This window comes from Streptomyces sp. NPDC001544 (genome assembly GCF_042894285.1).
Lineage (GTDB): Bacteria > Actinomycetota > Actinomycetes > Streptomycetales > Streptomycetaceae > Streptomyces.
This window is the reverse complement of the sequence record NZ_JBIAVN010000016.1, coordinates 169,856-184,713: the sequence shown is the minus strand read 5'-3', so window position 1 is coordinate 184,713 and position 14,858 is coordinate 169,856. Positions and strand designations below refer to the sequence as shown.

Below are 14,858 nucleotides of genomic sequence, written 5' to 3'. Positions count from 1 at the left end.
CCCCCCGGGCTCCGCGGACGTCCTGCCCGCCGGCTTCGCCTCCGCCGGAGTCCCCTTGCTTCCCGATGCCGCCGGGGCCGCGGGGGGCGTCTGGGCGGCCTTGATGCGGCGCAGGACCTGGGTCTTCTCGGACGTCTTCTCCGCCGTACGCTCCTTGGGCGCCGTGGACCCCTTGGGCTCCGTGGGCTCCTGGGCCTCCCCGGCACCCGCGGATACCCCGGCCGCCCGGGCGGCCTTGCCGTCCTTGCCGTCCTTCTCCTCCCGGTCCACCGGTTCCCCGGGCCCTTCAGCCGCGGACGGTTCCGTCGGCACCCCGCCCTGGTTTCGCGGCTGCGGCTGCGGCTCGTCGCTCATGTCGTGCACGGACTCCTGTGTAACGTCGTGTCGCCGTACGCCCTCGTACGTCCTCTGCGCCCCCGAGTGAAGACTCTCGCACCAAGCGTTCCGTTCCCGGATTCCGGCGCGCGTCCGGCAGGAAAATGCGTGGTCGGCCGAGGCGGCCGCGCACTAGGCTCCTGCGCTTCGGTGTCAAAGACTCCGGGAGGTAGATCGACTTGGGCGCTGGACGGTTGTACGCGGCCGTCGCGGCGGGGGGTTTCAGACGGTACGCGACTTATCGAGCGGCCACTGCGGCAGGGGTGTTCACCAACACCGTCTTCGGTGTGATCCTCGTCTACACCTACCTGGCGTTGTGGGACGAAAGACCCCACCTCGGAGGCTACGACCAGGCGCAGGCCGTCACCTATGTGTGGCTGGGGCAGGCGCTGTTCGCGACGCTGGCGCTGCAGGGCGGCGGTTTCGAGGTCGAACTGATGGAGCGCATCCGTACGGGTGAGGTGGCGATCGACCTGTACCGGCCGGCCGACCTCCAGGCGTGGTGGCTGGCCACCGACCTGGGGCGGTCATTGTTCCAGCTGATGGGGCGCGGAGTGATCCCGTTCGCGTTCGGGTGGCTGGTGTTCCCGACGGCGCTTCCGCACGATCCGCTGCGCTGGGCGCAGTTCCTGCTCGCGGTGGTGCTCGCGATGGTCGTAAGTTTCGCGATCCGGTTCCTGGTGGCGCTGAGCGGCTTCTGGCTGCTGGACGGCACGGGCGCGCTGCAGATGCTGATGATCACCGGGATGTTCTGCACGGGGATGGTGCTGCCGCTGAACGCCTTCCCGGGGGCGCTCGGGGACGTGGTGCGGGCGCTGCCGTGGTCGTCGCTGCTCCAGATGCCCGCGGACCTGCTGATGGGGAAGGCGGACGCGTGGGGGACGTACGCCTTCCAGGCGGTGTGGGCGGTGGCGCTGCTGGCGGCGGGGCGGCTGGTGCAGGCGGCGGCGACGCGGCGGGTGGTGGTGCAGGGTGGGTGAGAACGGCGCGGTGCTGGAGGGGCTTCGGGCCTACCGGCTGATCGCCGGGATGTGGATCCGCTCGACGATGACGTACCGGCTGTCCTTCGCGATGACCGCGCTGGGCGGGCTGGTGGCGAGCGGCCTGGACTTCATGGCGATCCTGCTGATGTTCTCCCGGGTCGACGCGCTCGGCGGCTACACGCTGCCCGAGGTGGCCTTCCTGTACGGCCTGTCCAACACGTCGTTCGGGTTCGCGGACCTGGTGATCGGCTCGGTGGAGCGGCTGGGCCGGCGGGTGCGTGACGGCACGCTCGACACGCTGCTGGTGCGGCCCGCGCCGGTGCTCGTGCAGGTCGCCGCGGACCGGTTCGCGCTGCGCCGGATCGGCCGGATCACCCAGGGGCTGCTGATCCTCGGATACGCGCTGGGTGCGATGGACGTCGACTGGACCTGGCCGAAGGTGCTGTTGCTGCCGGTGACGATGGTCAGCGGCGCGGTGATCTTCTGCGCGGTGTTCGTGGCGGGTGCCGCGTTCCAGTTCCTGGCGCAGGACGCGTCCGAGGCGCAGGCCGCCTTCACGTACGGCGGTACGACGCTGTTGCAGTACCCGCCGACCGTGTTCGGCAAGGAACTGGTGCGCGGGGTGACGTTCGTGCTGCCGCTGGCCTTCGTGAACTGGGTGCCGGCGGCCTATGTGCTGGGGCGGCCGTATCCGCTGGGGCTGCCGCAGTGGGCGGCGTTCGCTCCGCCGTTGGTGGCGGTGGCGTGCTGCGTGCCCGCGAGGCTGGCGTGGCGGGCGGGGCTCCGTTCGTATCGGAGTACGGGGAGTTAGGGGCGTTGCACGACATGGACGAAGGTTTCGGAGCGGGATTCGACGAAGGTCTCATCGAACTCGACGGCGTCGAGAAGGTCTTCGACGTCCGCAAGAAGACCGGTTTCCTGAAACGGGAGCGCCGGCAGGTACGGGCGGTCGACTCGATCTCGTTCCGGGTGGCGCGCGGTGAGATGGTCGGCTACATCGGCCCGAACGGGGCGGGCAAGTCGACCACCATCAAGATGCTGACGGGGATCCTGACCCCGAGCGGCGGCCGGCTGCGGGTCGCCGGCATCGATCCCTCCCGTGAGCGCAGCCGCCTCGCGCGCCGTATCGGTGTGGTGTTCGGGCAGCGTACGACGCTGTGGTGGGACCTGCCGCTGATCGACTCGTACCGGCTGGTGCACCGTATGTACCGCATCCCGGACCGGCGTTACCGGGACAACCTGGAGCGCTGCGTCGAACTCCTGGAACTGGGCGATCTGCTGGACGTCCCGGTGCGTCAGCTCTCGCTCGGCCAGCGGATGCGCGGCGACATCGCGGCGGCGCTGCTGCACGACCCGGAGGTGCTGTACCTCGACGAGCCGACGATCGGCCTGGACGTCATCTCCAAGGCGAAGGTGCGGGGTTTCCTGCGGGAGCTGAACGCCGAGCGGGGGACGACGGTCCTGCTGACCACGCACGACCTGCAGGACATCGAGCAGTTGTGCTCGCGGGTGATGGTCATCGACCACGGGCGCCTGATGTACGACGGTCCGCTCGCCGGGCTGCACGAGGTGGGGGAGAGCGAACGGACCCTGGTGGTGGACCTGGAGCGGGAGCTGCCGCCGATCGAGGTGTCGTCGGCGCGGGTGGTGAAGGTGGAGGGGCCGCGGCAGTGGCTGGCGTTCCCGGCCGCGCAGTCGGCGGCGCCGCTGGTGGCGGGCATCGCGGCGGAGTATCCGCTGGTGGACCTGTCGGTGCGGGAGCCGGACATCGAGGCGGTGATCGCGACGATGTACGCCGAGCAGGCCGGGCGGGCCGAACTCGGGGGCAGCCGGGGGGAGTCGGTGTCGTAGCCGTGGGCCGGGGGACCTCGTAGTCTGCTGTCATGAGCGACTATGCCCCGGACCTGCGTGCCTCCGACGCCGATCGTGAACGAGTCGCCGAGGTCCTGCGCGACGCCCTGGCCGAAGGGCGGCTCGACATGGAGGAGTTCGAGGAGCGGCTGGAGGCGACGTACAAGGCGCGCACCTACGGCGAGCTGACGCCGATCACGTGCGACCTGCCGGTGCCGGGTACGGGCGCGGGGGCCGCGCCTGCCGTGTCCCTGCGCAAGGAGCCCGCCGCGAGCGGGGACTGGGCAGGGCGGATCGTCGGCGGCGAGGGTTCGTCGGCGGGGGCCGTCGCCATCATGTCCGGCTTCCAGCGCAAGGGGCGCTGGACGGTGCCGAAGCGGTTCACCTGCTTCGCCTTCTGGGGCGGCGGTGAGATAGACCTGCGCGAGGCGTACTTCGCGGACCGCGAGGTGGAGATCACCTGCATCTCGATCATGGGCGGGATGCAGGTCGTGGTTCCGCCCGGGGTCGAGGTCGTCGTGCGCGGCCTGGGGATCATGGGGGGCTTCGACCACCGCGAGGAGGGCGTGCCGGGCGAGCCGGGCGCCCCGCGGGTGATCGTCAACGGGTTCGCCTTCTGGGGCGGGGTCGGGGTGGAGCGCAAGGTCACCCGTGAGGAGCGGCTGCGGCTGAAGGAGCAGCGCCGCCAGGAAAGACTCGACCGCAGGGCGGAGCGCCAGGAACTGCGCGCGTCCCGCCACGACCGCCGCGAGCGCCGCCGCGACGAGCGGGAGCACCGCCGGTACGGGGAGCGCTGAGCCGCTTCTCCGACGGGCCCACTCGCCGCCGGGAGCCCCCTCACCCCGCCGAGGGCCGCGCCCCGGCAACAGGGCGCCGCCTTGGCGGTGGGCCCGGCCCCGGAGGCGGGTGTCTCCTGGGGGGCGGCTGCCCGCCGCGGGTGGGTCCGGCACACGGCGGTGGGCCCCGCATACGGCGGGTGGGCGTCCCTGGCGGTGGGCTGCCCTTGGTCGCCGGGTCCCGCCCAAGACGATGGCCCGCCGGCGGCGGGTGGGCATTTCGATGGCCGCGGGCCGCCTACGGCGGTGGGCCGCTTTCTGGCGGTGGGCCCCCGTGGCGGCTGGGCGTTTCCTGGCGGTGGGACCGCCCACGGTCGGTGGACCCTGCCCGCGGCGGGTGGGGGGTCCCTGGCGGTGGGCCGCCCACAGCGGGTGGGCCGCCCACGGTCGGTGGGGACCGCACGCGGGGGTGGGCCGCAACCTGGCGGTGGGCCCGCGTGGCGGCTGGGCGTTTCCTGGCGGTGGGAGCGCCCACGGTCGGTGGGGACCGCACGCGGGGGTGGGCCGCAACCTGGCGGTGGGCTCGCGTGGCGGCTGGGCGTTTCCTGGCGGTGGGAGCGCCCACGGTCGGTGGCGACCGCACGCGGCGGTGGGCCGCTTTCTGGCGGTGGGCCCCCGTGGCGGCTGGGCGTTTCCTGGCGGTGGGACCGCCCACGGTCGGTGGGGACCGCACGCGGGGGTGGCCCGCTTTCTGGCGGTGGGCCCCCGTGGCGGCTGGGCGTTTCCTGGCGGTGGGACCGCCCACGGTCGGTGGACCCTGCCCGCGGCGGGTGGGGTGTCCCTGGCGGTGGGCCGCCCACAGTGGGTGGGCCGCCCACGGTCGGTGGGGACCGCACGCGGGGGTGGGCCGCCCACAGCGGGTGGGCCGCCCGCAGTGGGTGGGCCGGTCACCGTCGGGGGGACCGCACGTGGCGGTGGGCCCCGCCGGCGGTCGGTGGGGCCCACGCGTCGCTGGTGGCCCGCTCCCCGGAGGGGAGTCGCAGCGGTGCCTACAGCTCCGCCTGGCCGGCTCCCTTCAGGTCTCGCAGGTCGAAGGTCTCGGCCATCGTGCGGTAGCCCTTGTCGCTGGGGTGCAGGTGGTCGCCCGAGTCGTAGTCGGAGCGCAGCCGGCGCGGGTCGTAGGGGTCGCGCAGGGCCTTGTCGAAGTCGACCACCGCGTCGTAGACCCGCCCGGCCCGGATCTCGGCGTTGACCTGCTGGCGGACCGCCTCACGGGCCGGCGTGTAGCCGCGGTGGCCCTCGAACGGCATCAGCGTGGCGCCGACGACCTTCAGGCCGCGGGCGTGGGCCTGGCGGACCAGGGTGCGCAGACCGGCGGTGATCTTCACGGGGTCGGCGAGCCTCGGGTTGCGCAGGATGTCGTTGATGCCGAGGTCTATGACGACGACCTTGGCGTTCGTCCGGGAGAGCACGTCACGGCCGAACCGGCTGAGGCCGCTGGGGTTGTCGGCGGGCCGTCCGAGGCCGCCGACGAGGACCTGGTTGCCGCTGATGCCCTCGTTGACGACGCTGTAGCGGGGCACGTCGGCGCCGTTCACGAGGGCCGTGCGCAGCCGCTCGGAAAGGACGTCCGTCCAGCGGTGGTTGGCGCTCATGGTGGAGGTTATGCCGTCGGTGATCGAGTCGCCGAGCGCGACGACGGTGCCGGCGGATTCGTTGCTCAGCACGTCGAGGGCCGTCAGATACCGCCAGTACGGGGTCTGTTGCGTGTACGGGGCGGCTGTGGGGTCCTCGGTGTGGTCCCCTGCCGCGATGTACGAGACCTGCCGCGCGCGCGGGTGGTAGGTGACCGGGCCCGACGGGGTGGGGGAGTACGTGGTGACCAGGACGTCGGTGTCGCGCGGGACGTTGACGCGGACCGCGTCGCTCACCGCCTGGCCGCCGGCCGCGATGACGACGCTGGTGCCGCCGCCGAAGGTGAGCCGCCGCATCGTCTCCGCCGCAGCCGCCGCGGAGTTCTCACCGGCGGCGATCGCGATCGTGGCGTGCGTGATGGTCAGCGGGGACTGGCCGTAGAGATTGGACAGCGTGATCCGGGCACTCGTACCCCCGGTGCTCGTGTGCACGACGTTGCGTATCGAGCGGCCCGCCATGCCCTGGGTCTCCGTGCCCGGTTCGGCTGCCGCCGGGGAGGTGGACCAGGCGCCCACCCAGGTGCCGGTGGAGGCGGGGGCGGCGGCGGTGTCGTGATGGGCGTGGCTTCCGGCGACGCTGCCGTTGGCGGTTTCTTTGTCGGCCGCGAACCCGACGTAGATGGCGGCGGAAAGGGCCACGACCAGTGCGACGACGGCACTGAGCAGGGCATAACCATGACGCTTGGTCATGCGTATGTTGTTCTCCTCAAACGATGGGAGCCTCAGGCTCCGATCTGATGATCCCATGATGCGGCATGCGATCGCCCTCTCAGACGCCGGGGACTCCCGTTCTGTTCCGCCACCAGGCCGGGAAGGGACAATTGTGTGCGGGATCACCGAACGGGTGGAGCAGATGGAACCTACGGAAACGGAAACCGGAACCCCGGCCACACCGGAAACCGGAACACCGGCCGCCTCGGCAACCGGAACACCGGCCGCGCCGGAAGCACGGGCGAGGCCGGACGGCAGCACGTCCTACCGCACCATGACCGCCTTCACCCCCGCCGACGAGGAGCGGCAGCGCGGCGTGCGGCGGATGAAACTCACGGCGACCGCGATGCTGCTGTTCGTGGCCGTGGTCTACGTCCTCGCCAAGGTGGCCTCCCACGCGGGCGCGGGCCCCTGGACGGACTACGTCGCCGCGGCCGCCGAGGCGGGCATGGTCGGCGCGATGGCCGACTGGTTCGCGGTCACCGCCCTCTTCCGCCACCCGCTCGGCCTGCCCATCCCGCACACCGCGATCATCCCCACCAAGAAGGACACCCTCGGGATCTCCCTGGGCGAGTTCGTCGGCGAGAACTTCCTCGCGGGGGACGTCGTACGGCAGCGGCTGCGCTCCGTCGGCATCGGCAGCCGGCTGGGCGCCTGGCTGGCGGAACCGCAGAACGCGGACCGGGTGACGGCCGAGCTGGCCACGGCCCTGCGCGGGGCGCTGACCGTGCTGCGCGACCAGGACGTCCAGGCGGTGGTCGGCGAGGCGATCACCCGCCGCGCCGACGCCCAGGAGATCGCGCCGGGCATCGGCAAGATGCTGGAGAAGGTCGTCCTCGACGGCGGCCACAAGCGGGTCGTCGACCTGGTGGTCTCCCGCGCCCACGACTGGCTCGTCCTGCACCGCGACAGCGTGATGGACGCCGTCCAGGGCGGCGCCCCCGGCTGGACGCCGCGCTTCGTCGACAAGCGGGTCGGTGAGCGCGTCTACAAGGAGCTGGTCCGTTTCTGCACGGAGATGCGGGACATGCCCTCCCACCCAGCGCGCGGCGCCCTGGACCGCTTCCTCACCGACTTCGCCTCCGACCTCCAGTCCGACACCGGCACCCGGGCGCGCGTGGAGCGCCTCAAGGGCGAGGTGCTGGGCCGCGGCGAGGTCCAGGACCTGATCGCGTCCGCCTGGACCGCCGTACGCGCCATGATCGTCTCCGCGGCCGAGGACGAGCGCAGCGAACTGCGTCTGCGGGTCCGCGCCTCCCTGCTGTCCCTGGGGGCCCGGATGGCCACCGAGCCCAAGGTCCAGGACAAGGTCGACAGCTGGGTGGAGGGCGCGGCGGTGCACGTCGTGACCTCCTACCGCAAGGAGATCACCTCCCTGATCACCGACACGGTCGCGAGCTGGGACGCCGAGCACACCACTCGCAAGATCGAGGCCCACATCGGCCGTGACCTGCAGTTCATCCGCATCAACGGCACCGTGGTGGGCTCGCTCGTCGGCCTGTTGATCTACACCGTGTCGCGGGTGCTGGGGGCGTAGAGGTACACGCGAAGGGAACCCGGACCCCCGACCTCGAGAGAGGAGGTCAGGAGGAGGGAGTCCATGTCAACAGCCGAGGCCGGAAGCGGCCGGACCATCACCACCAGCATCCCCGCCAGACTCGACCGCCTGCCCTGGTCCCGCTGGCACTGGACGATCGTCATCGGCCTGGGCACCGTGTGGATCCTCGACGGCCTGGAGGTCACGGTCGTCGGCAACATCGCGAGCCGCCTGTCCGAGCCGGGCAGCGGCCTGTCGATCTCCTCCGGGCAGGTCACCGGCCTCGCGGCCGCGCTGTACGTGGCGGGCGCCTGCGTGGGCGCCCTGTTCTGGGGCCGGATGACCGACCGCTTCGGCCGCAAGAAGCTCTTCATGATCACCCTGGCGGTGTATCTCGCGGCGACGGCCCTGACCGCCGTCTCCACCGAGGCCTGGTGGTTCTTCCTCTTCCGCTTCCTGACCGGCTTCGGCATCGGCGGTGAGTACGCGGCGATCAACTCCGCGATCGACGAACTGATCCCGGCGAAGTACCGGGGCCGCGTCGACCTGGTCATCAACGGCAGCTTCTGGCTCGGCGCGGTCGGCGGCTCCCTGCTGTCGATCGTCGCGCTGAACACGGGCCTGCTGCCCGCGAACGTCGGCTGGCGCCTGACCTTCGCGCTCGGCACCGTCCTCGCCCTGGTGATCCTCCTGGTCCGCCGCCATGTGCCGGAGAGCCCGCGCTGGCTGATCATCCACGGCCGGGAACGCGAGGCGGAGGACATCGTCTCCTCGATCGAACGGCAGGTCGCGGCGGACAAGGGTGAGCCGCTCGCCGAGCCCGAGGGCGAACTGGAGATCCGCCAGCGCGGAACCGTCAGCTTCGTGGAGATCGCCCGCACGGTGTTCGCGAAGTACCCCAAGCGGGCCGTGCTCGGATTCGCCCTCTTCATCGGCCAGGCGTTCCTGTACAACGCCATCACCTTCGGCTTCGGCGCGATCCTCACCAAGTTCTTCGACGTGCCGTCCGACCGCACCGGCTACTACTTCGCCGTCATCGCGCTCGGCAACTTCTGCGGTCCGCTGCTGCTCGGCAAGCTCTTCGACACCGTCGGCCGCCGCGTCATGATCTCCTCGACCTACCTGCTGTCCGGCCTGCTCCTGTTCGGCACGGCCTGGCTGTTCGACCAGGGATCGCTGAGCGCGGGCACCCTGACCGCCTGCTGGTGCGCGGTGCTGTTCTTCGCCTCGGCGGGCGCGTCCAGCGCCTACCTGACCGTCTCCGAGATCTTCCCGATGGAGACCCGGGCGATGTCCATCGCCTTCTTCTACGCCCTCGGCACCGCCGCCGGCGGCATCAGCGGCCCCCTGCTGTTCGCCGACCTCACCAACACCGGCAAGGTCGGCGACACGGTGCTCGCCTTCCAGATCGGCGCGGCCCTGATGTGCGTGGCCGGCCTGGTCGCCGCGTTCCTCGCGGTGAACGCCGAACGCCGCTCGCTGGAGGACGTCGCCCGCCCGCTGTCGGCCGCGGCGGGCAAGGCGAAGGCCATGCGGAAGGGCGCCGCCCGCTCCAAGTCGGCCAAGGCCCAGGGCCGGACGGTGTGACGGCCGGGGGGCACGGACGGGGGACGGGCGGCGGGGACAGGTTCCCCCGCCGCCCGTCCCCGCGTTGTCGCCCCTTGCCGGGGCCCAGGCCGCCTCAGACCCCGGTGGTCGACCCCGGCCGCACGATCATCAGCACCGTCACGGCGGCCCACAGCAGGTTGAACAGCCCGGTGAACATGGCCAGCCGCACGGTCGCCTCACGCGTACCGCCGCCCTCGACCAGCGCGCCCTGCCGGGGCAGCACCAGCGCGGCCAGCACCAGCGCCGCCAGCGCCGTCAACGCGATCGACACGATCAGCCAGGTGTCGCCGAGCACGCCCATGCTGCTCGCGGTGGCGAACCCGAAGACCGGTACGACGACGCCGGCGACGGCGTACACCTTGCATATCCGGTGCAGCAGCAGCACGGTCTCAGCCGCCCGGGCATCGTCCGGCGCCGCCAGGGCCCGCCGGGCGGCAGGCGGGAACATGCTGGCGGCCACGGTGACGGGCCCGACGGCGACGATCGCGGCGAGGACGTGTACGGCGAGGAGGAACTTGTTCACGCCGGTGACGTTAGGCGCCGCGTGGATCTTGCGGAAGTGGCGCTATTGCCACAGGGCAACGGATTACTGCCACGCGCCGTCAGACCTGTCACGCCCGCCGGTCGGCCACCGCCCACGAGGCCAGCGCCACGGCCCCGGCGACCCCGAGCACCGACGGCCAGGCCCCGACCTTCTTCGCCAGCGGATGCGACCCGGCGAACGCGGCGACGTACGCGGCGCTCAGCGCACCCGCCGCCTTCCCCCCGGCCCGCCTGCGCCACTGCTGCGCGGCGGCCGCTCCCGCGACGGCCAGCACGGCCCCGCCGAGCTGCCGCTTCCCGGTCCAGCGCGCGACGCCGTACCCGCCGACGAGCCCCGTCGCGGCCACCACTGAGCTGGGAACCTTCGCCATGTCTGCCTCCTTCGGATCTGCGCCGAAACTAACTCCCGGATCAATGACCGGATAAACCTGAGTCGGAGGTTGTCAACTTTCCTCCCCGGAGTTATATAAGAAGGCGAAGGGCATCGCACCCAGCCCCTGAGGAGAGGAGTGACCCGTGATGCTCATGCGTACCGACCCGTTCCGCGACTTCGACCGTCTGGCGCAGCAGGTCTTCGGCTCCACCGCCCGCCCGTCGGCGATGGCGATGGACGCCTATCGGTCGGGGGACGACTTCCTGGTCCACTTCGACCTCCCCGGCATCGACCCGGAGACGATCGAACTGGACGTCGAACGCAACGTCCTCAACGTCCGCGCCGAGCGCAAGTCCCCCGCCCCCGAGGGCGCCGAACTGCTCGTCGCCGAGCGGCCCACGGGCACCTTCACCCGCCAGCTCTTCCTCGGCGAGACCCTCGACACGGACCGCATCGACGCCTCCTACGAGGCCGGAGTCCTGACCCTGCGCATCCCGGTCGCCGAGCAGGCCAAGCCGCGCCGCATCCAGATCACCGGCGGCGACACCGGCCGCAGGCAGATCAGCGGCTGACCGCACGGCCGACCACCGACCGCACCAGGGACCACACCAGGAGAGAAGCGTCCCGCGGGCCGCCCACCCCTTCGGCGGCCCGCGGGACGCGGTCACCCAGGCCCGCCGCGGCCCAGGCGGCGGGCGGACCGCATACGGACCGGAAAGGGAGCTCGCACACGATGACCGCGACGACGGTGCCGACCGTGACAGTGCCGAGAGTGGCGCTGCCCACGCCCACGACACTGAGCGGACCCCGCAAGCCGTACGGCACCGATGCCGGCGCACACACCCCGGGAAGCACCTGGACCGACCTGATCGACAAGGTCCAGGAAGCCGGCCGCTACCCCACCCGCCCCGAGGCGGAACGCGTCACCCGCACCGTCCTGTCGGCCCTCGGCGCCCACGTGGTCGGCGACGAACGCGTGGACCTCGCCCGAGCCCTCCCCGAGGAGGCGGCGAAGCTGGTCGCCGCCCAGATCCCCGCGACCCGCCCCCGCACGGCCCCGGAGTTCGTCGAGTCCGTCGCGGCCCGCACCGAGGGCGCGACCCCGGCGACGGCCCGCTGGGACGTCAGCTCCGTCCTCAGCGTGCTCCCGAAGCTGGTCGGCGACGACCTGGTGACCCGGATCCTCACCCAACTCCCGCCCGGCTACGCCCTGCTGTTCGGCCGAGCGGACCTGGCACCGGCGCCGTAGTCCCGCGGCCCGCGCCGTAGTCCCGCGCCTCAGACCTGTTCGAGCGGCCGATGCGGCCCGTCCGGCACCGTCACCCTGATCGTGTCACCGGGCCGCACCACGCCGCCCTCCCGCACGATGCCCATGATCCCGGCCTTGCGTACGACGCTCCCGTCCGCACCCCGCCCGACCACCTGCTTGAGCAGCCCCTGCTGGAAGGTGTCGATCTGCCGGCAGGGATTGCGCAGCCCGGTCACCTCGACCACGGCCTCGTCACCGACGTGCAGCAGCGTCCCCACGGACAGCCCGAGCAGATCGATCCCCCGCGTGGTGATGTTCTCCCCGAGCTCCCCGGGAGTCACCCGGAACCCGGCGCCGCCGACTTCGCCGAACAGCTCCTCGTGGATGAGGTGCACCTGCCGCAGATTCGGCTGCGTGGGATCCTGCGCGATGCGCGACCGGTGTTTGACGGTCACCCCGGCGTGCACGTCCCCGTCCACTCCGAGCCCGGCGAGCAGGGTGATGCTCTCCCGGTTCGGCTTGCTGAACGAGTACTCGCCGTTGCTGCTGACAGCCGTGACCACCGCGTTCACGCAGGTCCCCCTCTTCCGATCAGGTCAGACCTCACACGTTACCGACCACGAGCCGGTAACCCACATCGATTTCCGCGAGCCCCAGCAACCCGGCGTGCCGCCTGTGCCAACGCCCGCTCGCGAGGTCCCGCGCGAGCCGTTCGAGCCCGGGCGCGATGACGTCCTCCCCGGTCTGGGCGCACAGCGAGATCCCCGCCCGCACCTCCGGATCGAGATACGCCTCGGGCCGCCGCCAGAAGGCGGCACCGAACCCGTCCGTACAGTCGTGCGGCACGGGTACGGTCTCCACCCGCGCCCCACCGAGCAGCGAGGCCAACTCCTCCACCGGCACCGCCCGCTGGTCGTCGAGGGCCACCGTCTGAGGCAGATACTCCCGCACGAGCCAGAACCGTTCCCGGAACACCCGCTGATCCCACGTCAGTACGACGATCCGCCGACGGGCGACCCGCCGCATCTCCCCGACCCCGGCCGCCAGGTCGCTCCAGTGATGCACGGTGAGCACCGCCATGACGGCGTCTGCCGCGCCGTCCCGTACCGGCAGCCGTTCCGCCACCGCCCGCACCGCAGGCGCCGCTCCCACCGGCCGCTGGCCCACCATGACCCGGCTGGGCTCGACCGCGAGCACGGTCCGTTCAGGCTCGTAGGACCCGGCACCGGCCCCCACGTTGATCACACTCGCCATGCCCTCGAGCGCACCGTGGATCCGCGCACCGATCCGCGGATCGGGCCGCCGGGTCCGGGCGTACGTCGCACCGAGCGAGTCGTAGAGCGCCATACCGGCCAGTGTCGCGGGGAAGCCGCACCCCCCGCGGCCCACCTTCCCGCCAATCCGCGCACCGGCGCGCCGCGCTGGCGCCAGGATGAAGTGACCCGCCTTCACTCGTCCTTGTCGAGGCCGTCAAGGAATTCCTTGACGACATCCGGGTTACGCCTCATCGTCGCCAGAAGTTGTCCGCGACGGTAGCGGTTGCGTCCCTCCTCGACACGCTTCTCCCAGCCTTCTCGGCCGTCAGCCAGCCGCTCGGTGATCAGGAACTCGATCACGTCCTCGATGCAGGGGCGGAACCGTTTGCCTCCGACAGGGATGTGCAGCTTGTCCAGTGACCGCTTCTGATCGGTGTTCCTGTTGAGCAGTTCCAACGCGGGCGATGTGCCGTACACCTGCACATGCGCGCTCGTGTACTTCTCTTTCTCCCGCTCGTAGTCCCAATGGAGCAGACACGTCTCCAGGGCCTCATCCGTGAAGATCCCACAGTAAGACGAGTGCACCGTCAGGAAATCGACCTCATCGTCCAGACGGACCTGAAACGACAGGTTCATCCAGGCCCGGGGCTTCTTGTTGTCGATGCGCAGCGGGAAGGCTGTCGGCTGGGTGGGGTTGGTGGCAGACAGGCCATGGCCAAGAGTGAAGACAGGCCCGGCCGCGGACCGCGGACGCAGCACGGCGGCGATGCGCACATGCTGACACACGGTCCCGTTGAGGGTCTCCTGTAACTCCTTGGCGAACTTGTAGGCCTGCTTGGACAGGTCAGAGGTCAACCGTGCCGCCGATAGACACCCAAAGGGCGTGAGCCTGAGACGACGTGAAGTTGCCTTCTTCGGCCTGAGCCCGAAGCTCGGCGTAGGTGAGGCCGAGCTCGTCGAGGGCTCGCTGTGCGGCGTCCCGGTAGTCGGCGTCGGACACAACGATCACGATGTCGTCCTCGTGATCGGTGAGCGATTTCTCGTCGATCGTCACACTCATCGTCTACCCCCCAGACGGTTGTGGCGTGCTACGTGACACTCACAGCATTGCGTACTCAACCGGTCGCCGACAGTTATATGCCCCGAATGGCTGATCTTTTATCACCCGAACGGCTGGCAGCCGCAAGAAACGCCACATGCCGAGCGCTGATCGCCCAACGCGGTCAAAAGACCCGACGCCACCGGATCTCGCCCTCGTTCCATTCACCGGTTGGAGCGAGTCCGGCAGCGGCGGCGACACCGGCGGAAGCCCGATGCTCGGGATGGATGTGAGCGATGACGCGCCGCACCGGCTGCCCCGCGAGCCAGCCGACAAGCCCACGGGCCGCTTCACCGGCGATGCCCCTTCCCTGCCACGGCGTCCCCACCACCCAGGCGATCTCGGCGCCGGAGTCCTGCCCGGAGAGGCTGACCGTGGCCTGGACCGTACCCGCCGGACAGCCCTCGTCCCGAAGCCGGATCACCCAGTTCAGCCAGCAGACGGCCGGGTCACCGGACCCCGCGACCATGCGCTGGTACCGCGCGCGCAGCTCCTGCGGACTGTCCGGAGCGCCGCCGATGAAGGTGTGCAGAGCCGGATCGTCCAGCACGGCGGCCATCTCCTCGGCATGCTCCACCCGCAGCGGCTCCAACTCCAGCCGCTCCGTACCGATGACCTGGGCCACGACCACCGTCACGTCACATCACCCGTCCTTGGACCCTCGCTCACCACGGCACCGCCCTTGACGAGTGGACCGAGGGCTTCGTACGCGTGCGCTCCACGGCTAGGGGCTGGGCGAGGCCGACCGGGGAAAAGGGCCCTGCCCGCCGAAAACGACGGGCAGGGCCCCAAGACGACCGTGA

General features: G+C 71.2%; 16 protein-coding genes. 8 read left to right on the top strand and 8 right to left on the bottom strand.

The window, feature by feature from the left end:
- Positions 1-554: 554 nt before the first annotated feature.
- From ACFY0F_RS31340 to ACFY0F_RS31325, 4 genes are read left to right on the top strand one after another with little or no spacing between them, the layout of a single operon-like run.
- Positions 555-1,355 (top strand): ABC transporter permease, encoded by an 801-nt coding sequence (locus tag ACFY0F_RS31340; protein ID WP_388801738.1) that lies wholly within the window; start codon positions 555-557, stop codon positions 1,353-1,355.
- Positions 1,356-1,404: 49 nt separating this feature from the next.
- Complete coding sequence (locus tag ACFY0F_RS31335) at positions 1,405-2,169, top strand: ABC transporter permease (RefSeq protein ID WP_388801794.1); 765 nt, start codon at positions 1,405-1,407, stop codon at positions 2,167-2,169.
- 14 nt (positions 2,170-2,183) lie between these two features.
- On the top strand, positions 2,184-3,209 hold the full coding sequence (locus tag ACFY0F_RS31330) for an ATP-binding cassette domain-containing protein (protein ID WP_388801734.1): 1,026 nt from the start codon (positions 2,184-2,186) through the stop codon (positions 3,207-3,209).
- A 32-nt stretch (positions 3,210-3,241) separates the two neighbouring features.
- Positions 3,242-4,006 (top strand): DUF1707 domain-containing protein, encoded by a 765-nt coding sequence (locus ACFY0F_RS31325; RefSeq protein ID WP_388801731.1) that lies wholly within the window; start codon positions 3,242-3,244, stop codon positions 4,004-4,006.
- A 1,028-nt stretch (positions 4,007-5,034) separates the two neighbouring features.
- Here the strand turns inward: ACFY0F_RS31325 and ACFY0F_RS31320 are convergent.
- Positions 5,035-6,369 (bottom strand): SGNH/GDSL hydrolase family protein, encoded by a 1,335-nt coding sequence (locus ACFY0F_RS31320; protein ID WP_388801728.1) that lies wholly within the window; start codon positions 6,367-6,369, stop codon positions 5,035-5,037.
- 133 nt (positions 6,370-6,502) lie between these two features.
- Between ACFY0F_RS31320 and ACFY0F_RS31315 the strand changes: the two genes are divergently transcribed.
- On the top strand, positions 6,503-7,927 hold the full coding sequence (locus tag ACFY0F_RS31315) for a DUF445 domain-containing protein (protein ID WP_388801725.1): 1,425 nt from the start codon (positions 6,503-6,505) through the stop codon (positions 7,925-7,927).
- A 63-nt stretch (positions 7,928-7,990) separates the two neighbouring features.
- Positions 7,991-9,514 (top strand): MFS transporter, encoded by a 1,524-nt coding sequence (locus tag ACFY0F_RS31310; protein ID WP_388801722.1) that lies wholly within the window; start codon positions 7,991-7,993, stop codon positions 9,512-9,514.
- 94 nt (positions 9,515-9,608) lie between these two features.
- Here ACFY0F_RS31310 and ACFY0F_RS31305 read toward each other — a convergent pair whose 3' ends face one another.
- Both ACFY0F_RS31305 and ACFY0F_RS31300 read right to left on the bottom strand, forming a co-directional pair.
- Positions 9,609-10,058, bottom strand: coding sequence for a hypothetical protein (locus ACFY0F_RS31305; protein ID WP_388801720.1), 450 nt, complete (start codon positions 10,056-10,058; stop codon positions 9,609-9,611).
- Between the two features lie 88 nt (positions 10,059-10,146).
- Positions 10,147-10,449, bottom strand: coding sequence for a hypothetical protein (locus ACFY0F_RS31300; RefSeq protein WP_388801717.1), 303 nt, complete (start codon positions 10,447-10,449; stop codon positions 10,147-10,149).
- Positions 10,450-10,597: 148 nt separating this feature from the next.
- Here ACFY0F_RS31300 and ACFY0F_RS31295 point away from each other — a divergent pair, with 148 nt between their 5' ends.
- Both ACFY0F_RS31295 and ACFY0F_RS31290 read left to right on the top strand, forming a co-directional pair.
- Positions 10,598-11,023: an Hsp20/alpha crystallin family protein gene (locus ACFY0F_RS31295; protein ID WP_388801714.1), complete on the top strand. Its 426-nt coding sequence runs from the start codon at positions 10,598-10,600 to the stop codon at positions 11,021-11,023.
- Positions 11,024-11,184: 161 nt separating this feature from the next.
- Positions 11,185-11,700: a DUF2267 domain-containing protein gene (locus ACFY0F_RS31290; protein ID WP_388801711.1), complete on the top strand. Its 516-nt coding sequence runs from the start codon at positions 11,185-11,187 to the stop codon at positions 11,698-11,700.
- Between the two features lie 29 nt (positions 11,701-11,729).
- Here the strand turns inward: ACFY0F_RS31290 and ACFY0F_RS31285 are convergent, their stop codons facing one another.
- The 5 genes from ACFY0F_RS31285 to ACFY0F_RS31265 all read right to left on the bottom strand — a co-directional run bounded on the left by ACFY0F_RS31285 (position 11,730) and on the right by ACFY0F_RS31265 (position 14,692).
- Positions 11,730-12,272: an MOSC domain-containing protein gene (locus tag ACFY0F_RS31285; protein WP_388801708.1), complete on the bottom strand. Its 543-nt coding sequence runs from the start codon at positions 12,270-12,272 to the stop codon at positions 11,730-11,732.
- A 31-nt stretch (positions 12,273-12,303) separates the two neighbouring features.
- Positions 12,304-13,047, bottom strand: a complete 744-nt coding sequence (locus tag ACFY0F_RS31280) for a class I SAM-dependent methyltransferase (protein WP_388801704.1) — start codon at positions 13,045-13,047, stop codon at positions 12,304-12,306.
- Positions 13,048-13,148: 101 nt separating this feature from the next.
- On the bottom strand, positions 13,149-13,811 hold the full coding sequence (locus ACFY0F_RS31275) for a hypothetical protein (protein WP_388801701.1): 663 nt from the start codon (positions 13,809-13,811) through the stop codon (positions 13,149-13,151).
- A complete protein-coding gene (locus ACFY0F_RS31270; protein ID WP_388801698.1) occupies positions 13,801-14,016 on the bottom strand; it encodes a hypothetical protein in 216 nt (71 codons plus the stop codon). Before ACFY0F_RS31270 ends, ACFY0F_RS31275 begins: the two co-directional genes overlap by 11 nt.
- 163 nt (positions 14,017-14,179) lie before the next feature.
- On the bottom strand, positions 14,180-14,692 hold the full coding sequence (locus tag ACFY0F_RS31265) for a GNAT family N-acetyltransferase (protein WP_388801695.1): 513 nt from the start codon (positions 14,690-14,692) through the stop codon (positions 14,180-14,182).
- Between the last annotated feature and the right edge of the window lie 166 nt (positions 14,693-14,858).